The following is a 21,747-nucleotide window of genomic DNA, read 5'->3' on the forward strand; positions in this document are numbered from 1 at the left end:
TTCGGGCATATTCCCTTCGAATACTCTTCCCAAAATTAGTATAAAAGTAAGCATACCCCCATGAGTAAGTCAAAAGACGGAAAAGAAACGCCCTTAATGAAGCAGTATAATGCGATAAAAGCCAAGCATCCAGGTGCCTTGTTGCTTTTTCGTGTTGGGGATTTTTATGAGACATTCGGAGAAGACGCAGTTCGTGCAAGTAAAATTCTGGATATCGTTTTGACGAAAAGAGCTAATGGATCAGCTTCCCATATAGAACTTGCGGGCTTTCCTCACCATTCTTTGGATACCTATTTGCCCAAATTAGTGCGTGCTGGGAATCGCGTGGCCATTTGTGATCAGTTGGAAGATCCTAAGTCAGTGAAGGGAATCGTTAAGCGAGGGGTGACGGAATTAGTGACTCCAGGCCTTTCTTTCAATGATCAGGTTCTTGACACTAAGAAAAACAACTATCTCGCTTCCATTGCATTTGGTAAGGACAAGCATGGAATAGCTTTCCTAGACCTTTCCACAGGTGAATTTATGTGTGCCGAAGGGACTTCATCTTATCTCGAAAAGCTGATCCAAAGCTTTGCACCTTCAGAAATTATTTTTTCTAAATCAGCTAAAAAACTTGCTGCTGAAATGCTGAAGAATGATTTCATCACTTTTCATTGTGAGGATTGGGTTTACCAATATGACTTTACTTACGAAAAGCTCAAAACTCATTTTGCCACAGCCAATCTGAAAGGATTTGGGATAGAGGAGATCGAAACTGGAATCATAGCAGCTGGTGCGATTTTGTATTATCTGGAAGAAACTGAGCATAAAGAAATTCAGCATATCTCTTCCATTTCAAGAATTGCAGAGGAGAAATATGTATGGTTGGATAAATTCACCATCCGAAATTTAGAATTGGTATTTCCACAGCACGAAGGCGGTGTTCCTTTAATCAATATCCTAGATCAGACAGTGACGCCGATGGGCTCGCGTATGATGAAAAAGTGGATGGTGCTTCCATTGAAAGAGAAATCTACGATAGATGAACGGCTGAATGTGGTTGATTTCTTTTATCAAAATGAAGCGCTGATAGCCGAAATGGTCGATCCGTTGAAGCATATCGGTGATCTGGAGCGATTGATTTCCAAAGTGGTGGTCGGTCGTGCAAATCCGCGTGAGATAAATCAAATCAAACGTGCGCTAGTAAACATTTTACCTATCAAAGAACTTCTCAAAAATCAGAAGAATCCTACACTGCAGCGACTTTCTGATCAGTTACATCCATGTGAATTTCTAAGAGAAAAAATAGACAAGGAGCTCAAAGAGGATGCTCCCATGCTGACGCATCAGGGTGGGATAATCAACGATGGCGTAGATGCAGAGCTGGATGAATACCGTGGTTTGGCGAATACCGGAAAGGATTTTCTGGTGTCTATTCAGCAGCGTGAAGTGCAGAAAACAGGAATTTCCTCTCTTAAAATTGCTTTCAATAGGGTTTTCGGCTACTATTTGGAAGTGACACATTTACATAAAGACAAAGTGCCTGCGGAGTGGATTCGTAAGCAGACTCTCGTAAATGCAGAACGATACATCACGCCAGAGCTGAAAGAATACGAGGACAAAATCCTGAATGCTGAGGATAAAATGATTGCGATAGAGCAGCGATTTTTTCTAGCATTAGTACAGGAGACTGCTCAGTTTGTCACACAAATCCAGCAAAATGCCAGAGTTCTAGGTACGCTGGATGTCCTACTTTCTTTTGCGCAGGTGGCGCTCTCCAGCGGCTATTGCAGACCAAAAATCTCAGATACAGAAACCCTTGAAATCAAAGACGGCCGTCATCCTGTGATCGAGAAGCAATTGCCTCCAGGAGAGAATTACGTACCGAATGATATTTACCTGGATCACGATTCACAGCAGATCATGATCATCACTGGTCCCAATATGGCCGGTAAGTCCGCCCTGCTGCGTCAAACCGCCTTGACAGTCCTAATGGCTCAGATGGGAAGCTTTGTGCCTGCATCCTTTGCGAGAATAGGCATTATCGATAAGGTGTTCACACGTGTGGGGGCTTCGGATAATCTTTCCAAGGGTGAATCTACCTTTATGGTGGAGATGACCGAGACAGCCAGTATTTTGAATAACCTATCTGATAGAAGTTTGGTGCTGATGGATGAAATTGGTCGCGGTACTTCTACTTATGATGGGATTTCCATTGCCTGGTCTATTGTGGAATACTTGCACAACCATCCGACATTTAGAGCTAAAACACTTTTTGCAACGCATTACCACGAATTGAATCAACTTGCCGCTGATTTTCCTAAAATCAAGAATTTTAATGTTTCTGTGAAGGAAGTTGGAAACAAAGTGATTTTTATGCGAAAGCTGAAGCCTGGAGGAAGTGAGCACAGCTTTGGTATTCACGTGGCTCAGATGGCAGGTATGCCTAATCCAATCGTATTAAGGGCGGCTGAAATTATGTCTCATCTGGAAAAAGATAAGGACGTAGCCGAGCAAAAGGAAAAAGTGAAATCTATACCTAAGAATAATTATCAGCTAAGCATGTTTGAGCTGGATCCTAAGTTCCAAGAGGCAAAAGAGTTAATTGAAGGAATTGATATCAATGCGATATCTCCGATTGAAGCTCTTCTCAAATTGCACGAGATTAAAAAGAAAATTGAAACATAAGCCTTCAGTTTTCGTGTGTTACTTTAGTTTATATTGACTAGATTTTTTTATGGATAAATTATTGCTGAAAGATTTGCGTAAGCAGAATAAATACACTCAATTTTTCCAAGAGTGGAAAGAGCAGAAATTCGAGGAACATCCAGATGAACAAAGGAAAATGGATGAGCTTGAACTTTTGAGTCAGAATATTGGCATGAAAGAAGGCTTAACCATTGCTTGCTTTGACTATAGAAATTTGAGCTTAGCTTTTTTTACCGGGAATGTAGGAGAGTTGACAGGCTATCCTGCCTCTATGTTCCGAGAAAAAGGCATGGAAACTACCTTTAGTATGACACATCCTGAGGATAGATCTGAGCTTGTTCGTTTTCAAAAAATAGTTTTTGATAGTTTTCATCAACTTTCACTAGTAGAAAAATACACCTTTGAATTTTCATATACTACGCGATGGGTTCATCGTATTACGAATAAAGTCACCTGGGTGTTAGGAAAAGCTAGGCCTTATTTGATAGATTCTGCTGGTAATTTTGCGATGGATTTACATATCATTGTGCAGCTTCATACTCCACCCAAAATCATGGGGTATGACTGGAATTATTCCTTCCAAAAAGAGGATGGGACACGAGTATTTGTAAGTAAGAATTCTCCTAATAGTAGAATAGTCACTTTGACTAAAAAAGAAAAAGAGATCGTAAAATTGATTTTGGATGGTAAAGAGTCCAAAGAAATCGCGGAGAACTTGAATATTTCTGTAAATACAGTGGGCACACATCGAAAAAACATCCTAAAAAAGCTAAATGCTAGGAATGTAGGAGAAATGGTAAAAATATTATCAATATATCCGTTTTGATATAGATCTGAAAATCAATGATAAGCGGTATTGTTAAAAGTATTTGTGAAAAAATTAATTAGCAGGTTCTTGCATATTTATAGATGACGCTTACCTTTGCATCCACAATTCAACTGGATCACGTTTCAGTTAACAACAAAAGCGAGAGTAGCTCAGCTGGTAGAGCACGACCTTGCCAAGGTCGGGGTCGCGAGTTCGAATCTCGTCTCCCGCTCAAAAAGCCCTTGATTCAAGGGCTTTCTTGTTATAGGGTATTTATAGCTTGGAAACGTCCAAGCGAAGCCTAGATTGTCTGATCCCGATTGCTATCGGGAGAAGCGCCAAAGATAAAATCTATATTTTAGGGTATAGATTAAGCCGGGATGGTGGAATAGGTAGACACGCAAGACTTAAAATCTTGTGAGCGTAAGCTCGTGCGGGTTCGATTCCCGCTCCTGGTACATAAGCCTCGTAGAAATACGGGGCTTTTTGTTTAAATTTTGTTTGTGTTTACTGTCTATGCCATATCAAGTATTGGAAAAACCTATATCTATGTAGGCATGACTTCTAATTTGGAAGACCGACTTAATCGGCACAATTCGGGATATGAGAAAACTACCCGACCCTACCATCCATTTCGGCTAATCTATCAAAAGGACTTTCTGACTAGAGCCTTAGCACGTGAACATGAAAAATTCATTAAGACAACTAGAGGGAAGCGTACCATTTTGTAGTCTTAAAATCTTGTGAGCGTAAGCTCGTGCGGGCCTGCCTGTAGCAGACAGGTTCGATTCCCGCTCCTGGTACATAAGCCTCGTAGAAATACGGGGCTTTTTGTTTAAATTTTGTTTGTGTTTACTGTCTATGCCATATCAAGTATTGGAAAAACCTATATCTATGTAGGCATGACTTCTAATTTGGAAGACCGACTTAATCGGCACAATTCGGGATATGAGAAAACTACCCGACCCTACCATCCATTTCGGCTAATCTATCAAAAGGACTTTCTGACTAGAGCCTTAGCACGTGAACATGAAAAATTCATTAAGACAACTAGAGGGAAGCGTACCATTTTGTAGTCTTAAAATCTTGTGAGCGTAAGCTCGTGCGGGCCTGCCTGTAGCAGACAGGTTCGATTCCCGCTCCTGGTACATAAGCCTCGTAGAAATACGGGGCTTTTTGTGTTTATAGGGATTACTCCAACTAGGCTTAAACCATCCCTCCCCAAAAACTTCATTCAGCACTCCATTTAACAAACGCTAAGGAACTTGCATGCCCTGTTTAGGGCTTATTCTATAGAATAAAATTATATTTGGGGCGGAGGCGATTTCTTCGGTAGTGAAACCCTTGATATGCATTTGGGTTATTTGTTCACTCCTCCTTTTCATTCCAATAAACATTATTGATGCAAAACATTCCATTATATATTGGCAATAAGCCTTTTCCAGGGTCAGGTAAGAAGTTTAATAATTACAATCCAGGAACTGGGGACTTGTTAAATGAAGTGACTAGCGCTTCTACAGCCGATTTCGAGAAAGCGATAGAATCTGCTAAGAAAGGACTTAAGATCTGGTCTGCCATGTCTCCAACTGAGCGGGGAAGGATTTTGCATAAGGCTTCTCGTATTCTACGTGAAAAAAACGATGAATTGGCGCTACTGGAATCTCAGGATGCCGGTAAGCCTATTCGTGAAGCGCTTGAAGTAGACGTGGTCTCTGGAGCAGATTGCCTGGAGTATTACGCAGGAATTGCTGCTTCTATGCATGGAGATCATATTAATTTGGGTACTGATTTTGCCTATACCCGACGCGAGCCTCTTGGGATTTGTGCTGGTATAGGTGCTTGGAATTATCCGCTACAGATCGCTTGCTGGAAATCTGCCCCTGCATTGGCTTGTGGCAATGTCATGATTTTTAAACCTGCAGAACTTACTCCAGTTACAGCCTATAAACTGGCAGAAGTTTATAAGGAAGCTGGTCTGCCAGACGGGGTTTTCAACGTAGTGCAAGGAGATGGCGAAGTAGGGCAAATGATGACTTCTCATCCAGATATAGCCAAGGTATCTATTACTGGTGAGGTAGGTACTGGGAAGAAAGTAATGGCAGCCGCAGCTGCTACTCTCAAGCATGTGACTTTGGAGCTAGGCGGGAAGTCGCCAATTATTGTTTTTGAAGATGCTGACCTAGAAGAAGCTGTGAATGGAGTTTTACTGGGCAATTTTTATACTCAAGGTGAAATATGTAGCAATGGTACCCGAGTATTTGTGCATGCTGCTATTCGTGAGAAATTCCTTGAAATACTAGTAGAGCGCACCAAAAATCTTAAGGTAGGCGATCCTGCTGATCCAACGACTCATGTTGGCGCTTTGATTAATAAAAACCATTTTGAAAAAGTGATGGGATACATCGCTTTGGGAAAAGAGCAAGGAGCTGAAGTGATTTTCGGTGGCAATCAGGTAAATGTACCTGGATGTGAAGGAGGCTATTTTGTAGAGCCTACTATTTTCGCCAGCGCTAAAGATGAGGTACGAATCGTAGAAGAAGAAATCTTCGGTCCTGTGATGTCCATATTGACTTTTACAGAAGAAGAAGACGTATTGCAACGAGCAAATAATACTCCTTTTGGACTTGCGGCTGGCGTATATACAAATGACTTAAGAAGGGCTCACCGCATGGTGGCCAAATTGCAGGCTGGAATATGCTGGGTCAATACCTTCAATATCACTCCTGTAGAAATTCCTTTTGGGGGATACAAGCAGTCGGGAATTGGACGGGAAAATGGATTGGCAGCAATAGAGCATTATTCCCAGCTCAAGACAGTTTATATCGCCATGAAAGACTTGGGAAACCCTTTCTAGAATCTTGTTCTCTGACAGAAAAATTGTCTAAGGGCCAAAACAAACAGTATTTATGAAATATGATTTTATAGTAGTCGGTGGAGGTTCTGCCGGGGTAATCACTGCTTATCGACTTGCAGAACAAAAGGCCGGTAACGTACTACTTATAGAGGCAGGAATCTCTGACGAAAAACGTGAAGACGTACTTCAGCTAGACCAGTGGCAATCGCTACTGGAAGGTGAGTTGGATTATGATTTTACGATTACTCCCCAAGAGCAGGGCAATTCCAATATGAGGCATAGTCGTGCCAAGGTAATGGGAGGCTGTAGTTCTCATAATTCGGCGATTGCATTTCAGGCACCAGATTATGATTTTGAAGTTTGGACTGAATTGGGATTAGAGGGCTGGACTCCTGAAGATGTAAGGCCCTTTTACGATAAGGTTTTCGAAAAAGTGAATCTAGAACTATCCGATTCTGGTAATGCTTGTGGCAAAGCCATGATAGACGCCAGTGAAGAATACGGGATTCCTAAGCAGGATTTTATCCAAGGTGAATACAAAGAAGCAGCTGGTTGGTTTTCTCTGAACAAAAAAGGCAATACCAGACATTCGAGTTCTGTCGCCTACTTGCATCCATACGATCAAATTCCCGAAAACCTCACCATACTAACTGAGACTTTTGCGTATCGCTTGCTTTTTGATTTAGACAAAAATGTAACTGGAGTAGAAACTAGCAAGGGTGTTTTCGAAGCAGCTAAGGAAGTGATTTTGTCAGGAGGAGCATTTCAGACGCCACAGCTATTGATGCTATCTGGCATTGGTCCAGCTGAGCATTTGCAAGAATTGAATATCCCAGTGTTGGAAGATTTACCTGGTGTTGGAAGTCATTTGCTGGATCACCCGGAAGGAGTGATTATGTGGGAGTCTGCCAAACCAGTTCCTGCTGAAACGGCTCAGAAATATGAAATAGGCATTTTTAGCAAGACTGATCCTAGTTTGCCGATAGCAGACATAATGTTCCATTTAGGAACTGAAGCTTTTGATATGCATACGGTACCTGCAGGATTTCCTACCTCAGAGGAGGCATTTTCTCTCACACCAAATGTGATGCAAGCCAAAAGTGAAGGAACAGTGAGATTACAATCCACAGATCCAGAAGCATCGCCATTGATCGATCCTAAATACTTTACGGATCCTGAAGGTTACGATATCAAGGTGATGGTGGAAAGCATAAAAATCGCCCGTGAGATAGCAGAGCAGCCCGCTCTTAAACCTTGGATTAAGCGTGAACTTGCACCGGGATCAGCGATTCAGACTGACGAGGAAATTGAAGAATACATATACAAGACGCACAATACGGTCTATCATCCTGCTGGAACTTGCAAAATGGGAAGCGATGATGATATCAATCGGGTAACCAACAACAGACTACAAGTGAAAGGTATTGGTAAACTTCGCATCGCTGATGCATCGGTGTTTCCTACTATCACTAGCGTCAATCCGAATATGACTGTGATGATGATTGGCGAGCGTTGCGCTGACTTTATCATTCAGGATCATTCTTAAATATTTCCCCCTTCAGACACTAAAGCTGAAGGGGGAAAATATTCATTAACCCATTTTTTTAAGTGCTAGAGGAGGACAGATTTTCTGAGTTAATCTAGATACCACTATGATGCTGATTAGTCCACATGCCATCGCTAGAGTTCTAAATGGGAAAAGAACTGCTCCATCCGCTTGAGTCATAGGATAAGGGATAATAGATTCTATACCGAAGGCAGGTTCTCCAGCTCCAAATCTTAATATTACCGAAACAACTAATCCAGCTATCGCTCCGTATCGATTTGCTTTCTTGTCGAAGAGTGCACAAACCAAGGGTGGGAAAAGAAGACAATACACTAAATCACTGCATAAAAACCAGAGCGCATAGACACTTTGTACCTGTAAGGCAATTAATGTAGCAGCAATACCAATGATCCAGATTACTTTCTTGATGACCTTGGCTAGCGATTTTGAATCAATGTTTGGCTTGTAAAGCTTGCGATATAGATTCCATGAAGCCATGGATGAAGCCGATAGTATGGAGGAATCCACAGAAGACATGACTGCAGCAGCAATGGCGCCAAGACCAATGGTGGCAACTATAGGATTGGTAAGGTATCGAATCACGTATGGCAGTGTAAGTGCAGCATCTTCAGGTGGAGCAATACCAATGGCATTCCAGTCCACTACATTTCCTATCACTCCAATCATTATTGCCGGAACTGCAGCTATCAAGCATACGAATCCTGCTATTATAGAAAGGCGCATGGCTACTTTTTCATTTTTGGAAGCCAAAACTCTCTGGAAATACACTTGCCAAGGAATTCCTCCGAAAATCAGAAGTAGGGCAGAATCCCACCAGTTCCAATAGTAATCTCCCCAGAGCTCATTTTTATAGCCATCTAGTGGAGGGAATAGATTTGCGTAAATGCCTTTGTTCTCCTGATAGGTTGCCCAAGCGTAGTCCCATCCACCGACTTTGTCTAGTGCAAATGGAACGACTAGGATAAGTCCGAAGAACAATAAAATCATTTGGATGACATCTGTAAAAGCTACTGCCCATAATCCACCGAGCGCAGTATAAGCAATGGCAATAGCAGCTGAAAGAATAATGGAAGGGACAAAGTCCATTCCAAGTACCGTCCCAAAAGTGGTACCCAATGCGGTAAGAATAGCCGAGGTCCAAAACAACTCACCAGTGATAGCAGGAATACTTAGCGCAGCTGCGACTTTTTTTCCAAAACGCTGTTCCAAGGGATCAATCATGGTTTTGAACTCATAACGTCTCATTTTCCGGGCAAAAAATAAGCCTCCAAAAATGAGGCTTAGTGCATATCCCCAGGGTGCTTGTACCCAGGCGAGTCCAGATGAACTGGTATACTCAGCTGTCCCATTGATGTAGCCTCCTCCTACCCAAGTAGCACTCATAGTGAATATAGCAACCCCTAGAGGAAGGGAACGTCCAGCCAACATGACACTGTCTTCGGTATCCTGGCTTTTCATATTTGCTGCATAGGTTCCTATGTAGAAAATAGCTGCATAGAAAAACATCATAGCAATGAATCCTGGCCAGTAGACAGGTCTGCCCATCCAATGCATAATGGCACCGGCGAGCAATAAAACAAGCATAATAATTAATGAGGGGAGTAACTTTTTAAGCATTGGGGGGTGTGCTTTCTGAACTTGAATATTGACATGCCGATTGGCGTTGGATTTATTCAAGAAATTGAATCCAACAGAAAATATATTCGGCAAAGTGTGATTAGAGAGCTGCAAGCTACTATTTTTAATGGGAAGGGTAGTCTGTTTTCCCAGTTTTACTAGGATTAGGGCCTATTGATAGCCAAATCGAAGGTTGTTTTAACTTTAGGGCGATAGAATATTTTTATCCTCCGTATTATTTTTTTGTATTTTGAGACCTATGGAAGAATTAGAATTTTTATCAACAGACTGGCCTACAGTAAAGCATTGGCTAATTATTGGAAGCATCTCGCTTGTCACTTTTTTGATTTTTCTTTTTCTAGCCAGAAAATCACGGACGCTTTTAAGTAGAAGATTAATAAAGAGAATGGATGACGATCTGCTTGCTAACTTTTTAGCAGGGGTTTTTGGATCTATAGTAATTCTGATCGGATTGCTTTTCGTATTCCGAATCATAGGTTTGACGGGAGTAATATCCGGAATGCTGGCAGGAGCTGGGATATCGGCCTTTATCATAGGTTTTGCACTGAAGGATATTGGGGAAAATTTCCTTGCGGGAATCATCTTGGCGTTCAAGCGTCCTTTTCGTGTAGGAGATATAGTCGATATTAATGGGATGCGCGGCCAAGTGCTTATGCTAAATCTTCGTGATACGCAGATCAAAACCGGAGATGGTAAAGACGTCTTTATTCCAAATGGACTTATCCTGAAAAACCCGCTGATCAACTTCACCATAGACGGTTTTCTACGCTATGATTTTATTGTGGGACTGGATTATGGCTCGGATTATGAGAAAGCTGTTGATTTGATACGTAGTACCATTACATATGTGCCTGGAGTGTTGGGTGAAAGTAAAGCTCCAGAAGTATGGGTGGTTGAGCTAGCTGAAAGCACTTTAAATATCCAAGTTACTTTCTGGGTGAATACTTTTGAGCGAACTATCTCGGATGCAGTGGTCAAAAGCTCTGCGATTTTGATGGTGTTGACCGCATTAGAAAAGGCCGGCTTTAATATGCCGGCCCGTATCGTGGAATTGAAGAATTATCAAGGTAAGGAGTTGAAAACCTCCGTCCCTAATTCTTTATGACTTGATGATTCCAGCTAAATCAGCCGGTGAATAGGCTACTGATTTCAGTGTTTTTCTATCGCCTTCTCTGAATACCAAGAACAAATCGCCTTCTTTTTCATAGAAGCATTCTGTGCCTTTCGCATTGTAGTGTGCTACGGTTGCTTTTGCTTCGTCTTCGGTTTTGCAGGCTTTGCTCATATTGGAGCGTTGCACTTCGTCAAAGAGCGTTTTGAATTTTTCTCCCAATCCAAACTCCAAAATTGCTCCTGATAGCACGTACTGCAAGTCGCATAATGCGTCAGCTACCTCGACCAAATCATTATTTGAGATAGCTTCTTCTAGTTCCTTTAGCTCCTCCGCCAAAAGTGAAACTCGTAGGTCACATCTTACTTTCTCAGGGATAGTTGGAGAAGGCAAAACGGGATGTTTGAAAGTTTCGTGAAATAAAGCGACAGAAGTAAGTGATTTAGGATCTTGCATTTTTTTGAGTAGTTGAAAGGTTGAAATAACTAAAAAAGACCGGAAAAACCGGACTTTTACAATGGAATACTAGAAGGATTCTATGGCTGCTTCTGAAAATCGATCAGCTAAAGAAGTTTCGTTGAGTTCAGAAATGTGCATTTACACTTTATTAGGCACTTCTATAATAGATAATTATTCTAAATACGAATGAAACTAGGCTTTATATGACTTATTTGAAATTGAGAATCAGACAATAAGTCTGTTTTTGTGACAAGATGTTTAAGTTTGTGTTTCAACATTGGCTTGGATGGGTTTTTGTCCCAATGTCCACAACAATTTTCCATGGAAATTTCATTTTACAAATATCAGGGAACTGGCAATGACTTCGTCATGATCGATGATCGTGTACAGAAGTTTGATGATACGGATTTGAAGTTAGTCAGTAAGCTATGCGACCGAAAGTTTGGTGTAGGTGCTGATGGGTTGATTTTGATCCGTAATCATGCAGATTATGATTTTGAGATGATCTATTTCAATGCCGATGGAAGCCAGAGTATGTGTGGCAACGGCGCGAGATGTGCAGTTGCCTTTTCTGCATTTCTGGGAATTTTGGAAAAAAAGACAAGTTTCCTAGCCATTGACGGAGCACATGAAGCCATTCTAAAAGATGGTTTGGTTCAATTGCTAATGGGTGATGTAGCTGGAATAGACGAGAAAGGAGCTGATTCCTTTGTCAATACAGGTTCGCCGCATCACATCCGTTTTGTAGAAGATGTTCAGAATTATCCCATTTTCGCAGAAGGCAAAAAAGTCCGCTACGATCAAATGTATGCTCCAGCTGGTACCAATGTCAATTTCGTGGAAAAAGTGAGTGCTGATGAAATCTTCGTCCGAACGTATGAGAGAGGCGTGGAAGACGAGACACTTTCTTGTGGAACTGGTGTAACTGCTGCTGCGATTGCCTTTGGCAAAGAATTGACAGCAGCTACGATCAAAATAAAGACCCTTGGTGGTCAACTATCTGTGAAATTTAAAGCTTCCGAAAATGGAGCTTTTAAAGAAGTCTGGTTGATAGGTCCTGCGGAGCAGGTTTTTGCCGGAAAAATAAATCTTTAGCCAGCCATTGGAGTTCTTCTCCGAAGGACTGGTTTTATTATCAATTATAACAAAAAGGGCTTAATTTTGAAGCCCTAATAGAGAATTACAATAAGCTAGCATGTTAGATATTATAGCAAAAGGACTTGCAAAAGTATTTGGAACCAAGTCCGACAGAGATATTAAAGAACTTCTTCCGATCGTTACCCAGATCAATGATGTTTTTTCTACATTAAAGAGCCTCAGCGATGACCAATTGCGAGCCAAAACCGACGAAATCAAGGTTGAAATCAACGCTCACCTCAAGGAGTTCGATGATAAGATCATTACTATCAGATCCAAGGTAGATGAGTTGCCTGCGAAAGCCATTCATGAAAAAGATCAGCTTTTCAATCAAATTGATCAGATAGAAAAAGAACGAAATGAAGCCCTAGAGGTCATTTTGGAGAAAGTTTTGCCGAAGGCTTTCGCAGTAGTGAAAGAAACAGCAAGACGCTTCAAGGAAAACGGAAAATTAGTTGTGAAGGCTAACGATCGGGATCGTGAACTTTCTGCAAGCAAGCCGAATGTAGAGATCCAAGGTGACGAAGCGATTTGGCATAACAAGTGGATTGCCGCAGGTACCGAAGTAGTTTGGGATATGATCCACTACGACGTACAGCTGATCGGTGGTATGGTACTCCACAAAGGAAACATTGCGGAGATGGCAACTGGTGAAGGTAAAACATTGGTTTCTACCCTACCTGCTTACCTTAATGCTCTTGCTGGTCGTGGTGTTCACATCGTAACTGTGAATGATTACTTGGCCAAGCGTGACTCCGAATGGAATGCGCCACTTTTTGAATTCCACGGATTAAGTGTGGATTGTATAGATAAATTCACTCCCAACTCAGCTGGACGTAAGAAAGCCTATAGATCGGATATCGTTTACGGTACCAATAACGAGTTTGGCTTTGACTATCTAAGAGACAATATGGCTCGTGAAGCGGGCGATTTGGTTCAAGGAAAGCATCACTTCGCAATGATTGATGAGGTCGATTCTGTGCTGATTGATGATGCGAGAACGCCATTGATTATTTCTGGACCTGTGCCAAAAGGTGATGTCCATGAATTTGATGAAATGAAACCTCGAGTTTCTACCCTAGTTGATGAGCAACGTAAGTTGGTTCAGGGTTTCTTGACTTCTGCCAAGAAAATGATTGCTGATGGCAACGATAAAGAAGGTGGATTGTCTCTATTCCGTGCGTTCCGTGGAATGCCGAAGTATAAGCCATTGATTAAATACCTTTCTGAACCTGGTGTTCGAGTGATTCTTCAGAAGACTGAAAATCATTACCTGCAAGACAATAAGCGTCAGATGCCAGAGGCAGATGAGCCGCTTTTGTTTACCATAGATGAGAAAACGAACGTTGTCGATTTGACTGATTTAGGTATCGAGACGATGACTACTAAGAATGAAAATACTGAGTTTTTCATTCTTCCGGATATTGGGATTTTAATCGCCGATTTGGAAAAAGCAGAAGGCGTAGACGACACTGAGAAGCTTGTTCGTAAAGAAGAGGCGATCAAAGATTATAGCGTAAAAGCTCAACGTATTCATACAGTGAATCAATTGCTCAAGGCATACTGTATGTTTGAAAAAGACACGGAGTATATCTTGGTGGATGGCAAAGTGAAGATCGTCGATGAGCAAACAGGTCGTGTGATGGAAGGTCGTCGTTATTCTGACGGATTGCATCAGGCGATTGAGGCGAAAGAGAATGTGAAAGTGGAGGATGCTACCCAAACTTACGCGACGATTACCCTTCAGAATTACTTCAGAATGTATCACAAACTGGCTGGTATGACTGGTACCGCTGAGACTGAAGCAGGTGAATTCTGGGAAATCTACAAATTGGATGTAGTCGTTATTCCTACCAACAGACCTATTATCAGAGCTGACCGTGATGATAAAGTTTACAAAACTGTACGGGAGAAATTCAATGCTGTTGGTGACGAGATCAATGAGTTAGTTGCTGCAGGAAGACCTGTACTCGTGGGTACTACTTCGGTAGAAATCTCTGAAGTACTCAGTAGAATGTTGACGCTTAAGAAAATTCCTCATCAGGTATTGAATGCGAAGCAACACGCTAGAGAAGCAGACGTGGTGGCGATTGCTGGTCAATCTGGCACTGTAACTATTGCAACCAACATGGCTGGTCGTGGTACGGATATTAAATTGTCACCTGAAGCTAAAAAAGCTGGAGGTTTGGCAATCATCGGTACCGAGCGTCATGAATCCCGTCGTGTCGATAGACAGCTTCGAGGTAGATCTGGTCGTCAAGGTGACGTAGGATCTTCTCAGTTCTTCGTGTCATTGGAAGATAGCTTAATGCGTTTGTTCGGTTCTGAGCGTATCGCAAAATTGATGGATAGAATGGGCCTTGAAGAAGGTGAAGTGATCCAGCATAGCATGATTTCTAAGTCTATCGAACGTGCACAGCGCAAGGTGGAGGAAAATAACTTTGGTACTAGAAAGAGACTTCTCGAATACGATGATGTGATGAACTCACAGCGTGAAGTGGTCTACAAGAGGAGAAGAAATGCGCTGAAAGGCGAAAGATTAGAACTTGATATTTTGAACATACTCTACGATGTCTGTGAAGGCTTGGTAGATATGGGCAAAGCAAATACAGATTCTGAGGATTTCAGAATGAATGTCTTCACCACTTTGGGAATAAATTATAACGTATCTGAGAGTGACCTTAAGGCTAAGGACGCAGGTCAATTGACTCAGGAGTTATATACTATTGCTTTTGAAACTTATCAGAAGAAAAGTGAAGTGATGATGAGCACTGCTCTTCCTATATTCAAGCGAGTTCAGGAAGAAAGAGGTGCTACGGTGAAGGATATCATGGTGCCGATTTCTGATGGCATCAAGCAAATCGGTGTGGTAGCAAATCTTGAAGAAACGGTGAACTCCGAAGGACGAGAATTAGTGAGAGCAATCGAGAAAAATGTATCGCTTGCCATCATTGATCAAAACTGGAAAGAGCATCTTAGAGATATGGATGACCTGAAGCAGTCGGTTCAAAATGCCGTTTATGAGCAAAAAGATCCTCTTTTGATCTATAAGTTTGAGGCATTTGAGATGTTCAAGCGATTTATCGGTAAGCTGAATGAAGACATGACTACTTTCTTGAGTAGAGCTGATTTGCCTAAGCAAGATCCTAATCAGGTTCATGCCGCTGCTCCTCAGCATTCGTCAGAGCCGCAAATACAAGCTTCTAAAGCTGAGGCAGGTAGCTCACTGAATCCTAGTGCAAACCGTGCGGCGGTAGCAGCATCCAATGCAGGAAGACCTGCTCCACAGGTAGTTGCTCCTAGAAAATCTGACAAGGCATACGGAAGAAATGATAAAGTATCTGTTCAATACACGAATGGAACCACTAAAAATGATGTCAAATTCAAAAGTGTGGAACAGGATGTGCAGGAAGGCAAATGTGTAATCATTGATAACTAATAAAGGCATGAGGATATTCTGGATTTTAGGGTTGGTATTGATATTGGCGAGTTGCAAAATCACTCGTAAAACCTCTAGTTCTGCATCAAACTATGCGAACTATCAGGAAAACCTGAACTCCTCTCTTCCAAAATATCCGGATTATCGTGCAGTAATGAATTCAAAATCATCAATCGAGTCGGCAGAATCTACCGAGGCGATTGATGGTCAATTGAATCAAGTGCAGGCAAGTTTGATAAGTAAGAATAAATCGGAGCCTTACTTTAGTGGATACTCAGTCTTGGTTTATTCGGGAATTGATCGCAATAAAGCTTTCAAAACCCGTGATGATTTAGCCATGAATTTTCCTGATCTCACACCTGAAATGCAATACCAACAACCTAGATATCTTGTCAAGGTTGGGAAATTTGCACATAAAATAGAGGCGCAGAAAAGCTTCGCAGAAGTAAAAACACAATTTCCCACGGCGAGGATAATTCAAGATCGCTTTCAGCGTGAAGAATTCAAAACGCTAAACGAACTCAATCAAGAAAATGCTGAAGGACAAAATTAAATCTCTGGCTAAGGCCTACAAAGAAGAAGTAATTGCTAATCGTCGCCATCTTCATGCAAATCCTGAACTTTCCTTTGAGGAATATAATACCGCCACTTTTGTAGAAACTAAGCTAAGAGAGATGGGAATCACTTCCATCGACAAGAAAGCGAATACTGGTTGGTCTGCATTAATTGAAGGTAAAAATCCCACCAAAAGAGTTGTAGCCTTACGGGCTGATATGGACGCTTTGCCGATTATTGAGGCAAATGATGTTTCTTATAAATCTCAAAACCCAGGCGTCATGCATGCCTGTGGACACGATGCACATACTGCCTCTTTGCTTGGCGCTGCCAAAATACTAAACGAGTTAAAGGATCAATTCGAAGGAACAATCAAGCTGATATTCCAGCCGGGTGAGGAAGTAGCTCCTGGTGGAGCTTCATTGATGATCGCTGATAAAGTGCTCGAAAATCCACGCCCAAACGGAATTATAGGCCAGCATGTGATGCCTTTTATAGAAGTAGGTAAAGTCGGATTCCGTCCTGGAATTTACATGGCTAGTGCTGATGAAATCTACGTAACGGTAAAAGGCAAAGGTGGCCATGCAGCCATGCCTGAGACCTTGATTGATCCTGTGTTGATCGCTTCTCATATGATTGTTGCTTTGCAGCAGGTAGTGAGTAGAGCCGCTAGCCCAAAGATTCCTTCGGTCCTTTCCTTTGGAAGAGTGGAGGCTTTGGGAGCTACCAATGTGATTCCTAATGAAGTGAAGATTCAAGGTACTTTCCGTACGCTTGATGAGGATTGGAGAGCAAAAGCTCACGAGAAAATGCTTTCCATCGCCAAAGGAATCGTAGAGGGAATGGGCGGAGAAGTTGATTTCGATATCAGAAAAGGCTATCCCTTTTTGAAAAATGATCCGGAATTGACCGAAAGATCGCATCAAGCAGCAATCGCCTATCTAGGTGAGGAAAATGTACTTGACTTGGATATTTGGATGGCCGCAGAGGATTTTGCTTTCTATTCTCAGGAAGTTGAAGGTTGCTTCTACAGATTGGGTACAAGGAATGAAGCTAAGGGAATTACTTCTGGAGTTCATACACCTACATTCGATATTGATGAAGATGCGTTGGAAGTTGGTGCTGGATTGATGGCATTCTTGGCTGTTTCTGAACTCGAAAAAGTGTAATCTTTCGATAACTTTCCTTCTGTATTTTTGCAGTAATTTTCCGCTGTCTCAGCAATTTCCAACATGAAAAAACTCCTTACTACTTCAGTTTTTGTTTTTCTATTAGCGACCCAAACTTTCGCTTGGGGTCAATTAGGTCACTATTTGATCGGCTATATGACAGAGATGCAATTGAAGCGATCTGTTCGTAAAAAAGTTGAAAAGGTACTTTATCCTATGTCTGTAGGCAGAAGTGGAACTTGGATGGATGAGATCAAGTCGGATCATGCGTTTGATTATGCCTATTCATGGCATTACATGACAAGCATAAGCGGTGAATACGATGAGTCTATTCAGGAAAAAGGTGGAAATGTCTATGCTGAAATCAATCGTATCAAAAAAGAGCTGAAAGCTGGAAATCTAGATTCTCAAAAGGAAGCAGAGATGCTGAAAATGCTCATTCACTTGGTGGAAGATATACATCAGCCACTTCACGTAGGAACGGGTGAAGATAAGGGTGGAAATGATGTAAAACTCGAATACTTCGGTAAACCTACTAATCTCCATGCAGTATGGGATAGCGGGATCCTAGACGGTAAAGCGATGAGCTATACTGAAATAGGTGATGAGCTCTCTAGAAGGGTGAAAAAGGACTTGATCAAGAAATACCGTGCGGGTACCATGCAGGATTGGCTTGCAGAAGCTGTAGCGGCGAGATCGTCCGTTTATGATCTACCAGAAAGCATGAAAATTTCATATGCTTATGGCTATGCTTACACACCTCTTTTAGAAGAAAGACTGATTGCTGCAAGTGTGAGATTAGCACAGATCCTAGAGGAAATCTACGGGTAAATAAATAAAAATTATTTAGATAAATGCCGTTGGAATATTAATGTCCAACGGCATTTTTTTGTTTTTTTGCCAGTCATAATTGCACTGTAAATGCTTAGGGTTTTCACTCTAAGTCTATTTTTCACTTTTTTTGGTATCACTTTTTATCATTAAAGATCTTTGATAGCATCGATAAACTGGATAGTTCTCGAATCTCTTTTACCTTCAATAACATCGGTAATATGCTCCTGAACCAAGAAAAATATAAAGAAGAGCAATCTTGGATTCAGACGGCTGTGAAATTGAATATGAAAGATGGGGATGATTATAGTCTTACAGCAAACTATACTAACCTGGGGACTATTGCATATAAGCTTCGCGACTTTTCGAAAGCTGATATGCTGATGGATTCTGCTTTTAAATATGTAAAGCGAAGTCAATCCACGGAGAAAATGCGAGATTATCTAGAGGAGGAGCAATAAACCAATTTATTGCTCAATTCTATGGAGGGTTTGAATTACTGCCGTATGACTCAGGAGGCTTTGAATATTTCTATCAAGCATTCAGAAACTGAACAGATGGGCAACGGACTAGGGAATATGAGAAATCGAGCAGAGCGAATAGGAAGGGAATTGAAAATCGATTCTGCTCTTGGTCAAGGCACACAAGTTTGTATCTTTTAAGTGAATTTAAATCTTCACATCGAATGTCAATAAAAATAGCAATTGCCGAAGACAACAGTTTTTTGCTCAAAGCAATCTTGGAAAAGCTTTATTTTTTTGAAGAGATTGAGGTGAAATTCTCTGCGTACAATGGACTGGAGCTCTTGGAGAAATTGGCGAAGGACGCTAATGTTCATCTCATCTTGATGGACATAGAGATGCCAAAAATGAATGGAATTGACACAGTTGCTCAGGTGTCACAAAAGTACCCACAGATCAAAACGATCATGCTTACCGTCTTTGATGATGATGAGCATATTTTCAAGGCGATTCAAGCTGGAGCAAATGGTTATTTTTTGAAAGAGGTAGATCCTAAAACACTTCATCAGGGAATCATTGACACGCTGGAAGGTGGTGCAGCGATGACTCCATCGGTGGCGCTGAAAGCGCTGAAGCTGCTTCGCAATCCTCCTGATTTCTCCCAGCCAGTAGAAGAAATCAAATTGACTGCCCGGGAAATAGAGATTCTGGAGCAGACTTCAAAAGGGCTTAATTACAATCAGATCGGGGAAAACTTATTTATTTCACCAAAAACAGTCCGTAAGCATACCGAGAATATTTATCAGAAACTTCAGGTTCACAGTAAGCTAGAAGCTGTGCAGAAAGCTGTGAAAAATCGGATTATTGGGGGGTGAGGGGTTGTGGTATTTAAAATGACTTCATATTTCCATTTTCAATTACCTATTTCCTCTCTTCAAATTCTTTCTTCGCTCCATCTAAGAATTCTACAAATGCCTGAATATCTGTGTCGTAACCTTTGGGCTGAGCGAGAGGGTTTTCATTATGATCTAGGATCACATAATAAGGCTGAGCATTATTTTTGAAACGAGTGATCTGGAAATCGGCGTTCTGTTTTCCCAATGTTTTCTTGACTTTATCGTCGTATTCTGAAGTGTACCACTCGCTTTCGGGAAGCTCCAATCGCTCATCGATATATAGCGCCACCATCACAAAATCCTCTTTCAAACGCTTTAAAACCTGGGGATCTACCCAGACATTTTCCTCCATCTTACGGCAATTCACACAGCCATGTCCAGTGAAGTCAATGAGTAAAGGTTTGTTAGCTTTCTTGGCAGCTCTCATCCCTTGCTCATAGTCGAAATACCCTTGGATCTCATGGGGGATTTCCAACGGGATATCCGCATATTTTACTGGCTCGCCCAAGATATTCTCCCCTGCCTCAATCATACTAAGTCCTCCAGTCATTTTGAATTGCTGGGTGGACATTGGCGGAAGGTAGCCACTTAGGTATTTCAGTGGAGCGCCAAATAACCCTGGAATCATGTAAAGAACGAACATGAAAACAAACAGCGCAGAAAGCAATCTTGGTACGCCTATGCTGTCCATAGGAGAATCGTGCGGAAGACGAATTTTCCCCAGAAGATATAATCCCAATGCACTAAATATGACGATCCAGATGATCAGGAAAATATCCCGATCGAGGATTCCCCAGTGGTAAACTAGGTCGGCTATGGAAAGGAATTTGAATGCTAAAGCAAGTTCTAAGAAACCCAAAACCACTTTTACAGAGTTCAGCCAACCGCCAGATTTTGGAAGACGATTCATCCACTCTGGGAAAATGGCAAATAGGGTAAAAGGAATAGCGAATGCTAAAGAAAAGGCAAACATGCCCAAGATTGGCTTAATCAATTCTCCTCCAGCTGAGGAAATTAGAATGGAACCTACTATCGGGCCAGTGCAGGAAAATGACACTAAAACTAAAGTGAAAGCCATGAAGAAAATTCCTGTCAAGCCTCCCTTTTCAGCCTTTTCGTCTACTCTATTTACTAAGCCCGAAGGCAAAGTAATCTCGAACATGCCGAGAAATGCCAAGGCGAAGAAGATGAATATCCCAAAGAAAAAGAGATTTGGCAGCCAGTGGGTAGCTAGCCAATTTGCGAATTCTGGGCCTTGAATAGCAGCAACAGCGGTTCCAGCGATCGTGTAAATTGCGATGATAGAGAAGCCATAAATGATAGCATTTCTTATTCCAGTTGCTTTGCTTCCAGCTCTTCCGGTGAAAAAACTTACCGTCATAGGAATCATCGGAAATACGCATGGAGTCAGTAAAGCAGCCAAGCCAGCCAAGAATGCTAAAATCATAAAGCCCCAAAGTGATTCATTCTCCTGAAGATTAATGATTTCTATGGGGGAAGATATGTTGGAATCAGATTCCTCTACTTGATTTTCCTGAATCCCGAAAGGAGAATCCTCTGTATCTGCTTCTGCGGAGACAGTAATGTCAGAACTGTCAGAGGATACAATAGGCTCACTAGCCTCAAAAGTTAATTCTATATCCTCTTCGTAATTGACACACTGACCTGTTAAGTCAGAGCACATCTGATATTCTATAGTTCCAGTTAGTTGCCCGCCTGTAACTTTCGGAATAAATGTCTGCTCAAACCTTCCTTTTTTGATAAAGTATTTGACTTCACCTTCCCAGATATCCTCGTATTTTTTCTTGGAGTCAATGGCTGTGAATTCACCTTTCAGCTCATAATCCTCAGATTTATCCAAGAGCAAGGTGGCCACGATTGGCCCAAGGTCTGGATCAAAATCATTTGCATAAATGTACCAACCTGCCGGAATTTCGGCTTCGAAGATCAGTTTAGCGTCTTCACCTATAGAAAGATTTTCCTTGTCTATTGAAATCGTCCATTTGGGTGGAGCAATAATCTGTGCCTGAGCGTAGAAGTTGAAGAAAAGCAGTGCCAGTAGTACTAATTTGCCTGATTTTCCGAGTGATATATTCATGAAGGGATGATTGATTGGCGACTGAATCAGTTTGCC

General features: G+C 41.6%; 18 protein-coding genes and 2 tRNA genes. 17 read left to right on the top strand and 3 right to left on the bottom strand.

Annotated features, from left to right (window positions below; genetic code table 11):
- The first annotated feature begins 60 nt into the window (after positions 1–60).
- From mutS to ESV85_RS03190, 8 genes are all read left to right on the top strand, one after another.
- Positions 61–2,667: a DNA mismatch repair protein MutS gene (gene mutS / locus ESV85_RS03155; protein ID WP_146914779.1), complete on the top strand. Its 2,607-nt coding sequence runs from the start codon at positions 61–63 to the stop codon at positions 2,665–2,667.
- A gap of 49 nt (positions 2,668–2,716) precedes the next feature.
- On the top strand, positions 2,717–3,514 hold the full coding sequence (locus ESV85_RS03160; RefSeq protein WP_146914780.1) for a response regulator transcription factor: 798 nt from the start codon (positions 2,717–2,719) through the stop codon (positions 3,512–3,514).
- 141 nt (positions 3,515–3,655) lie between these two features.
- Positions 3,656–3,728: transfer RNA gene (locus tag ESV85_RS03165), tRNA-Gly, on the top strand.
- A gap of 142 nt (positions 3,729–3,870) precedes the next feature.
- Positions 3,871–3,954, top strand: a tRNA-Leu gene (locus ESV85_RS03170).
- A 45-nt stretch (positions 3,955–3,999) separates the two neighbouring features.
- The gene (locus ESV85_RS03175; RefSeq protein WP_092894394.1) at positions 4,000–4,227 is read left to right on the top strand and encodes a GIY-YIG nuclease family protein; all 228 of its coding nucleotides are present in this window, start codon (positions 4,000–4,002) and stop codon (positions 4,225–4,227) included.
- Positions 4,228–4,344: 117 nt separating this feature from the next.
- Complete coding sequence (locus ESV85_RS03180) at positions 4,345–4,572, top strand: GIY-YIG nuclease family protein (protein WP_092894394.1); 228 nt, start codon at positions 4,345–4,347, stop codon at positions 4,570–4,572.
- A 326-nt stretch (positions 4,573–4,898) separates the two neighbouring features.
- On the top strand, positions 4,899–6,350 hold the full coding sequence (betB, locus tag ESV85_RS03185; RefSeq protein ID WP_146914781.1) for a betaine-aldehyde dehydrogenase: 1,452 nt from the start codon (positions 4,899–4,901) through the stop codon (positions 6,348–6,350).
- A 52-nt stretch (positions 6,351–6,402) separates the two neighbouring features.
- Positions 6,403–7,896, top strand: a complete 1,494-nt coding sequence (locus ESV85_RS03190; protein WP_146914782.1) for a GMC family oxidoreductase — start codon at positions 6,403–6,405, stop codon at positions 7,894–7,896.
- 45 nt (positions 7,897–7,941) lie between these two features.
- On the opposite strand, the gene ESV85_RS03195 is transcribed toward ESV85_RS03190, so the two are convergent.
- Positions 7,942–9,534 (bottom strand): sodium:solute symporter family protein, encoded by a 1,593-nt coding sequence (locus tag ESV85_RS03195; protein WP_146914783.1) that lies wholly within the window; start codon positions 9,532–9,534, stop codon positions 7,942–7,944.
- 259 nt (positions 9,535–9,793) lie between these two features.
- On the opposite strand from ESV85_RS03195, the gene ESV85_RS03200 reads away from it, so the two are divergent.
- On the top strand, positions 9,794–10,660 hold the full coding sequence (locus ESV85_RS03200; protein WP_146914784.1) for a mechanosensitive ion channel family protein: 867 nt from the start codon (positions 9,794–9,796) through the stop codon (positions 10,658–10,660).
- Here the strand turns inward: ESV85_RS03200 and ESV85_RS03205 are convergent.
- A complete protein-coding gene (locus ESV85_RS03205) occupies positions 10,655–11,122 on the bottom strand; it encodes a nucleoside triphosphate pyrophosphohydrolase family protein (RefSeq protein ID WP_146914785.1) in 468 nt (155 codons plus the stop codon). The genes ESV85_RS03200 and ESV85_RS03205 overlap by 6 nt on opposite strands.
- A gap of 324 nt (positions 11,123–11,446) precedes the next feature.
- Here ESV85_RS03205 and dapF point away from each other — a divergent pair, with 324 nt between their 5' ends.
- The 8 genes from dapF to ESV85_RS03245 all read left to right on the top strand — a co-directional run bounded on the left by dapF (position 11,447) and on the right by ESV85_RS03245 (position 19,592).
- The gene (gene dapF, locus ESV85_RS03210) at positions 11,447–12,220 is read left to right on the top strand and encodes a diaminopimelate epimerase (RefSeq protein WP_146914786.1); all 774 of its coding nucleotides are present in this window, start codon (positions 11,447–11,449) and stop codon (positions 12,218–12,220) included.
- 100 nt (positions 12,221–12,320) lie between these two features.
- On the top strand, positions 12,321–15,701 hold the full coding sequence (gene secA, locus ESV85_RS03215; RefSeq protein WP_146914787.1) for a preprotein translocase subunit SecA: 3,381 nt from the start codon (positions 12,321–12,323) through the stop codon (positions 15,699–15,701).
- Between the two features lie 7 nt (positions 15,702–15,708).
- Positions 15,709–16,254 (top strand): hypothetical protein, encoded by a 546-nt coding sequence (locus ESV85_RS03220; RefSeq protein WP_146914788.1) that lies wholly within the window; start codon positions 15,709–15,711, stop codon positions 16,252–16,254.
- The gene (locus tag ESV85_RS03225; RefSeq protein WP_146914789.1) at positions 16,235–17,425 is read left to right on the top strand and encodes a M20 family metallopeptidase; all 1,191 of its coding nucleotides are present in this window, start codon (positions 16,235–16,237) and stop codon (positions 17,423–17,425) included. Before ESV85_RS03220 ends, ESV85_RS03225 begins: the two co-directional genes overlap by 20 nt.
- Before the next feature lie 63 nt (positions 17,426–17,488).
- Entirely contained in the window at positions 17,489–18,256 is a 768-nt protein-coding gene (locus ESV85_RS03230; protein ID WP_146914790.1) for a S1/P1 nuclease, read from the top strand.
- Between the two features lie 221 nt (positions 18,257–18,477).
- A complete protein-coding gene (locus ESV85_RS03235; RefSeq protein WP_146914791.1) occupies positions 18,478–18,717 on the top strand; it encodes a hypothetical protein in 240 nt (79 codons plus the stop codon).
- Between the two features lie 9 nt (positions 18,718–18,726).
- Positions 18,727–18,918, top strand: a complete 192-nt coding sequence (locus ESV85_RS03240; RefSeq protein ID WP_146914792.1) for a hypothetical protein — start codon at positions 18,727–18,729, stop codon at positions 18,916–18,918.
- Between the two features lie 23 nt (positions 18,919–18,941).
- On the top strand, positions 18,942–19,592 hold the full coding sequence (locus ESV85_RS03245; RefSeq protein ID WP_146914793.1) for a response regulator transcription factor: 651 nt from the start codon (positions 18,942–18,944) through the stop codon (positions 19,590–19,592).
- A 46-nt stretch (positions 19,593–19,638) separates the two neighbouring features.
- On the opposite strand, the gene ESV85_RS03250 is transcribed toward ESV85_RS03245, so the two are convergent.
- A complete protein-coding gene (locus tag ESV85_RS03250; RefSeq protein WP_146914794.1) occupies positions 19,639–21,711 on the bottom strand; it encodes a protein-disulfide reductase DsbD family protein in 2,073 nt (690 codons plus the stop codon).
- Positions 21,712–21,747: the final 36 nt, after the last annotated feature.

The sequence above is a fragment of the Algoriphagus aquimarinus genome, assembly GCF_007997215.1.
GTDB classification, from domain to species: Bacteria; Bacteroidota; Bacteroidia; order Cytophagales; family Cyclobacteriaceae; genus Algoriphagus; species Algoriphagus aquimarinus_A.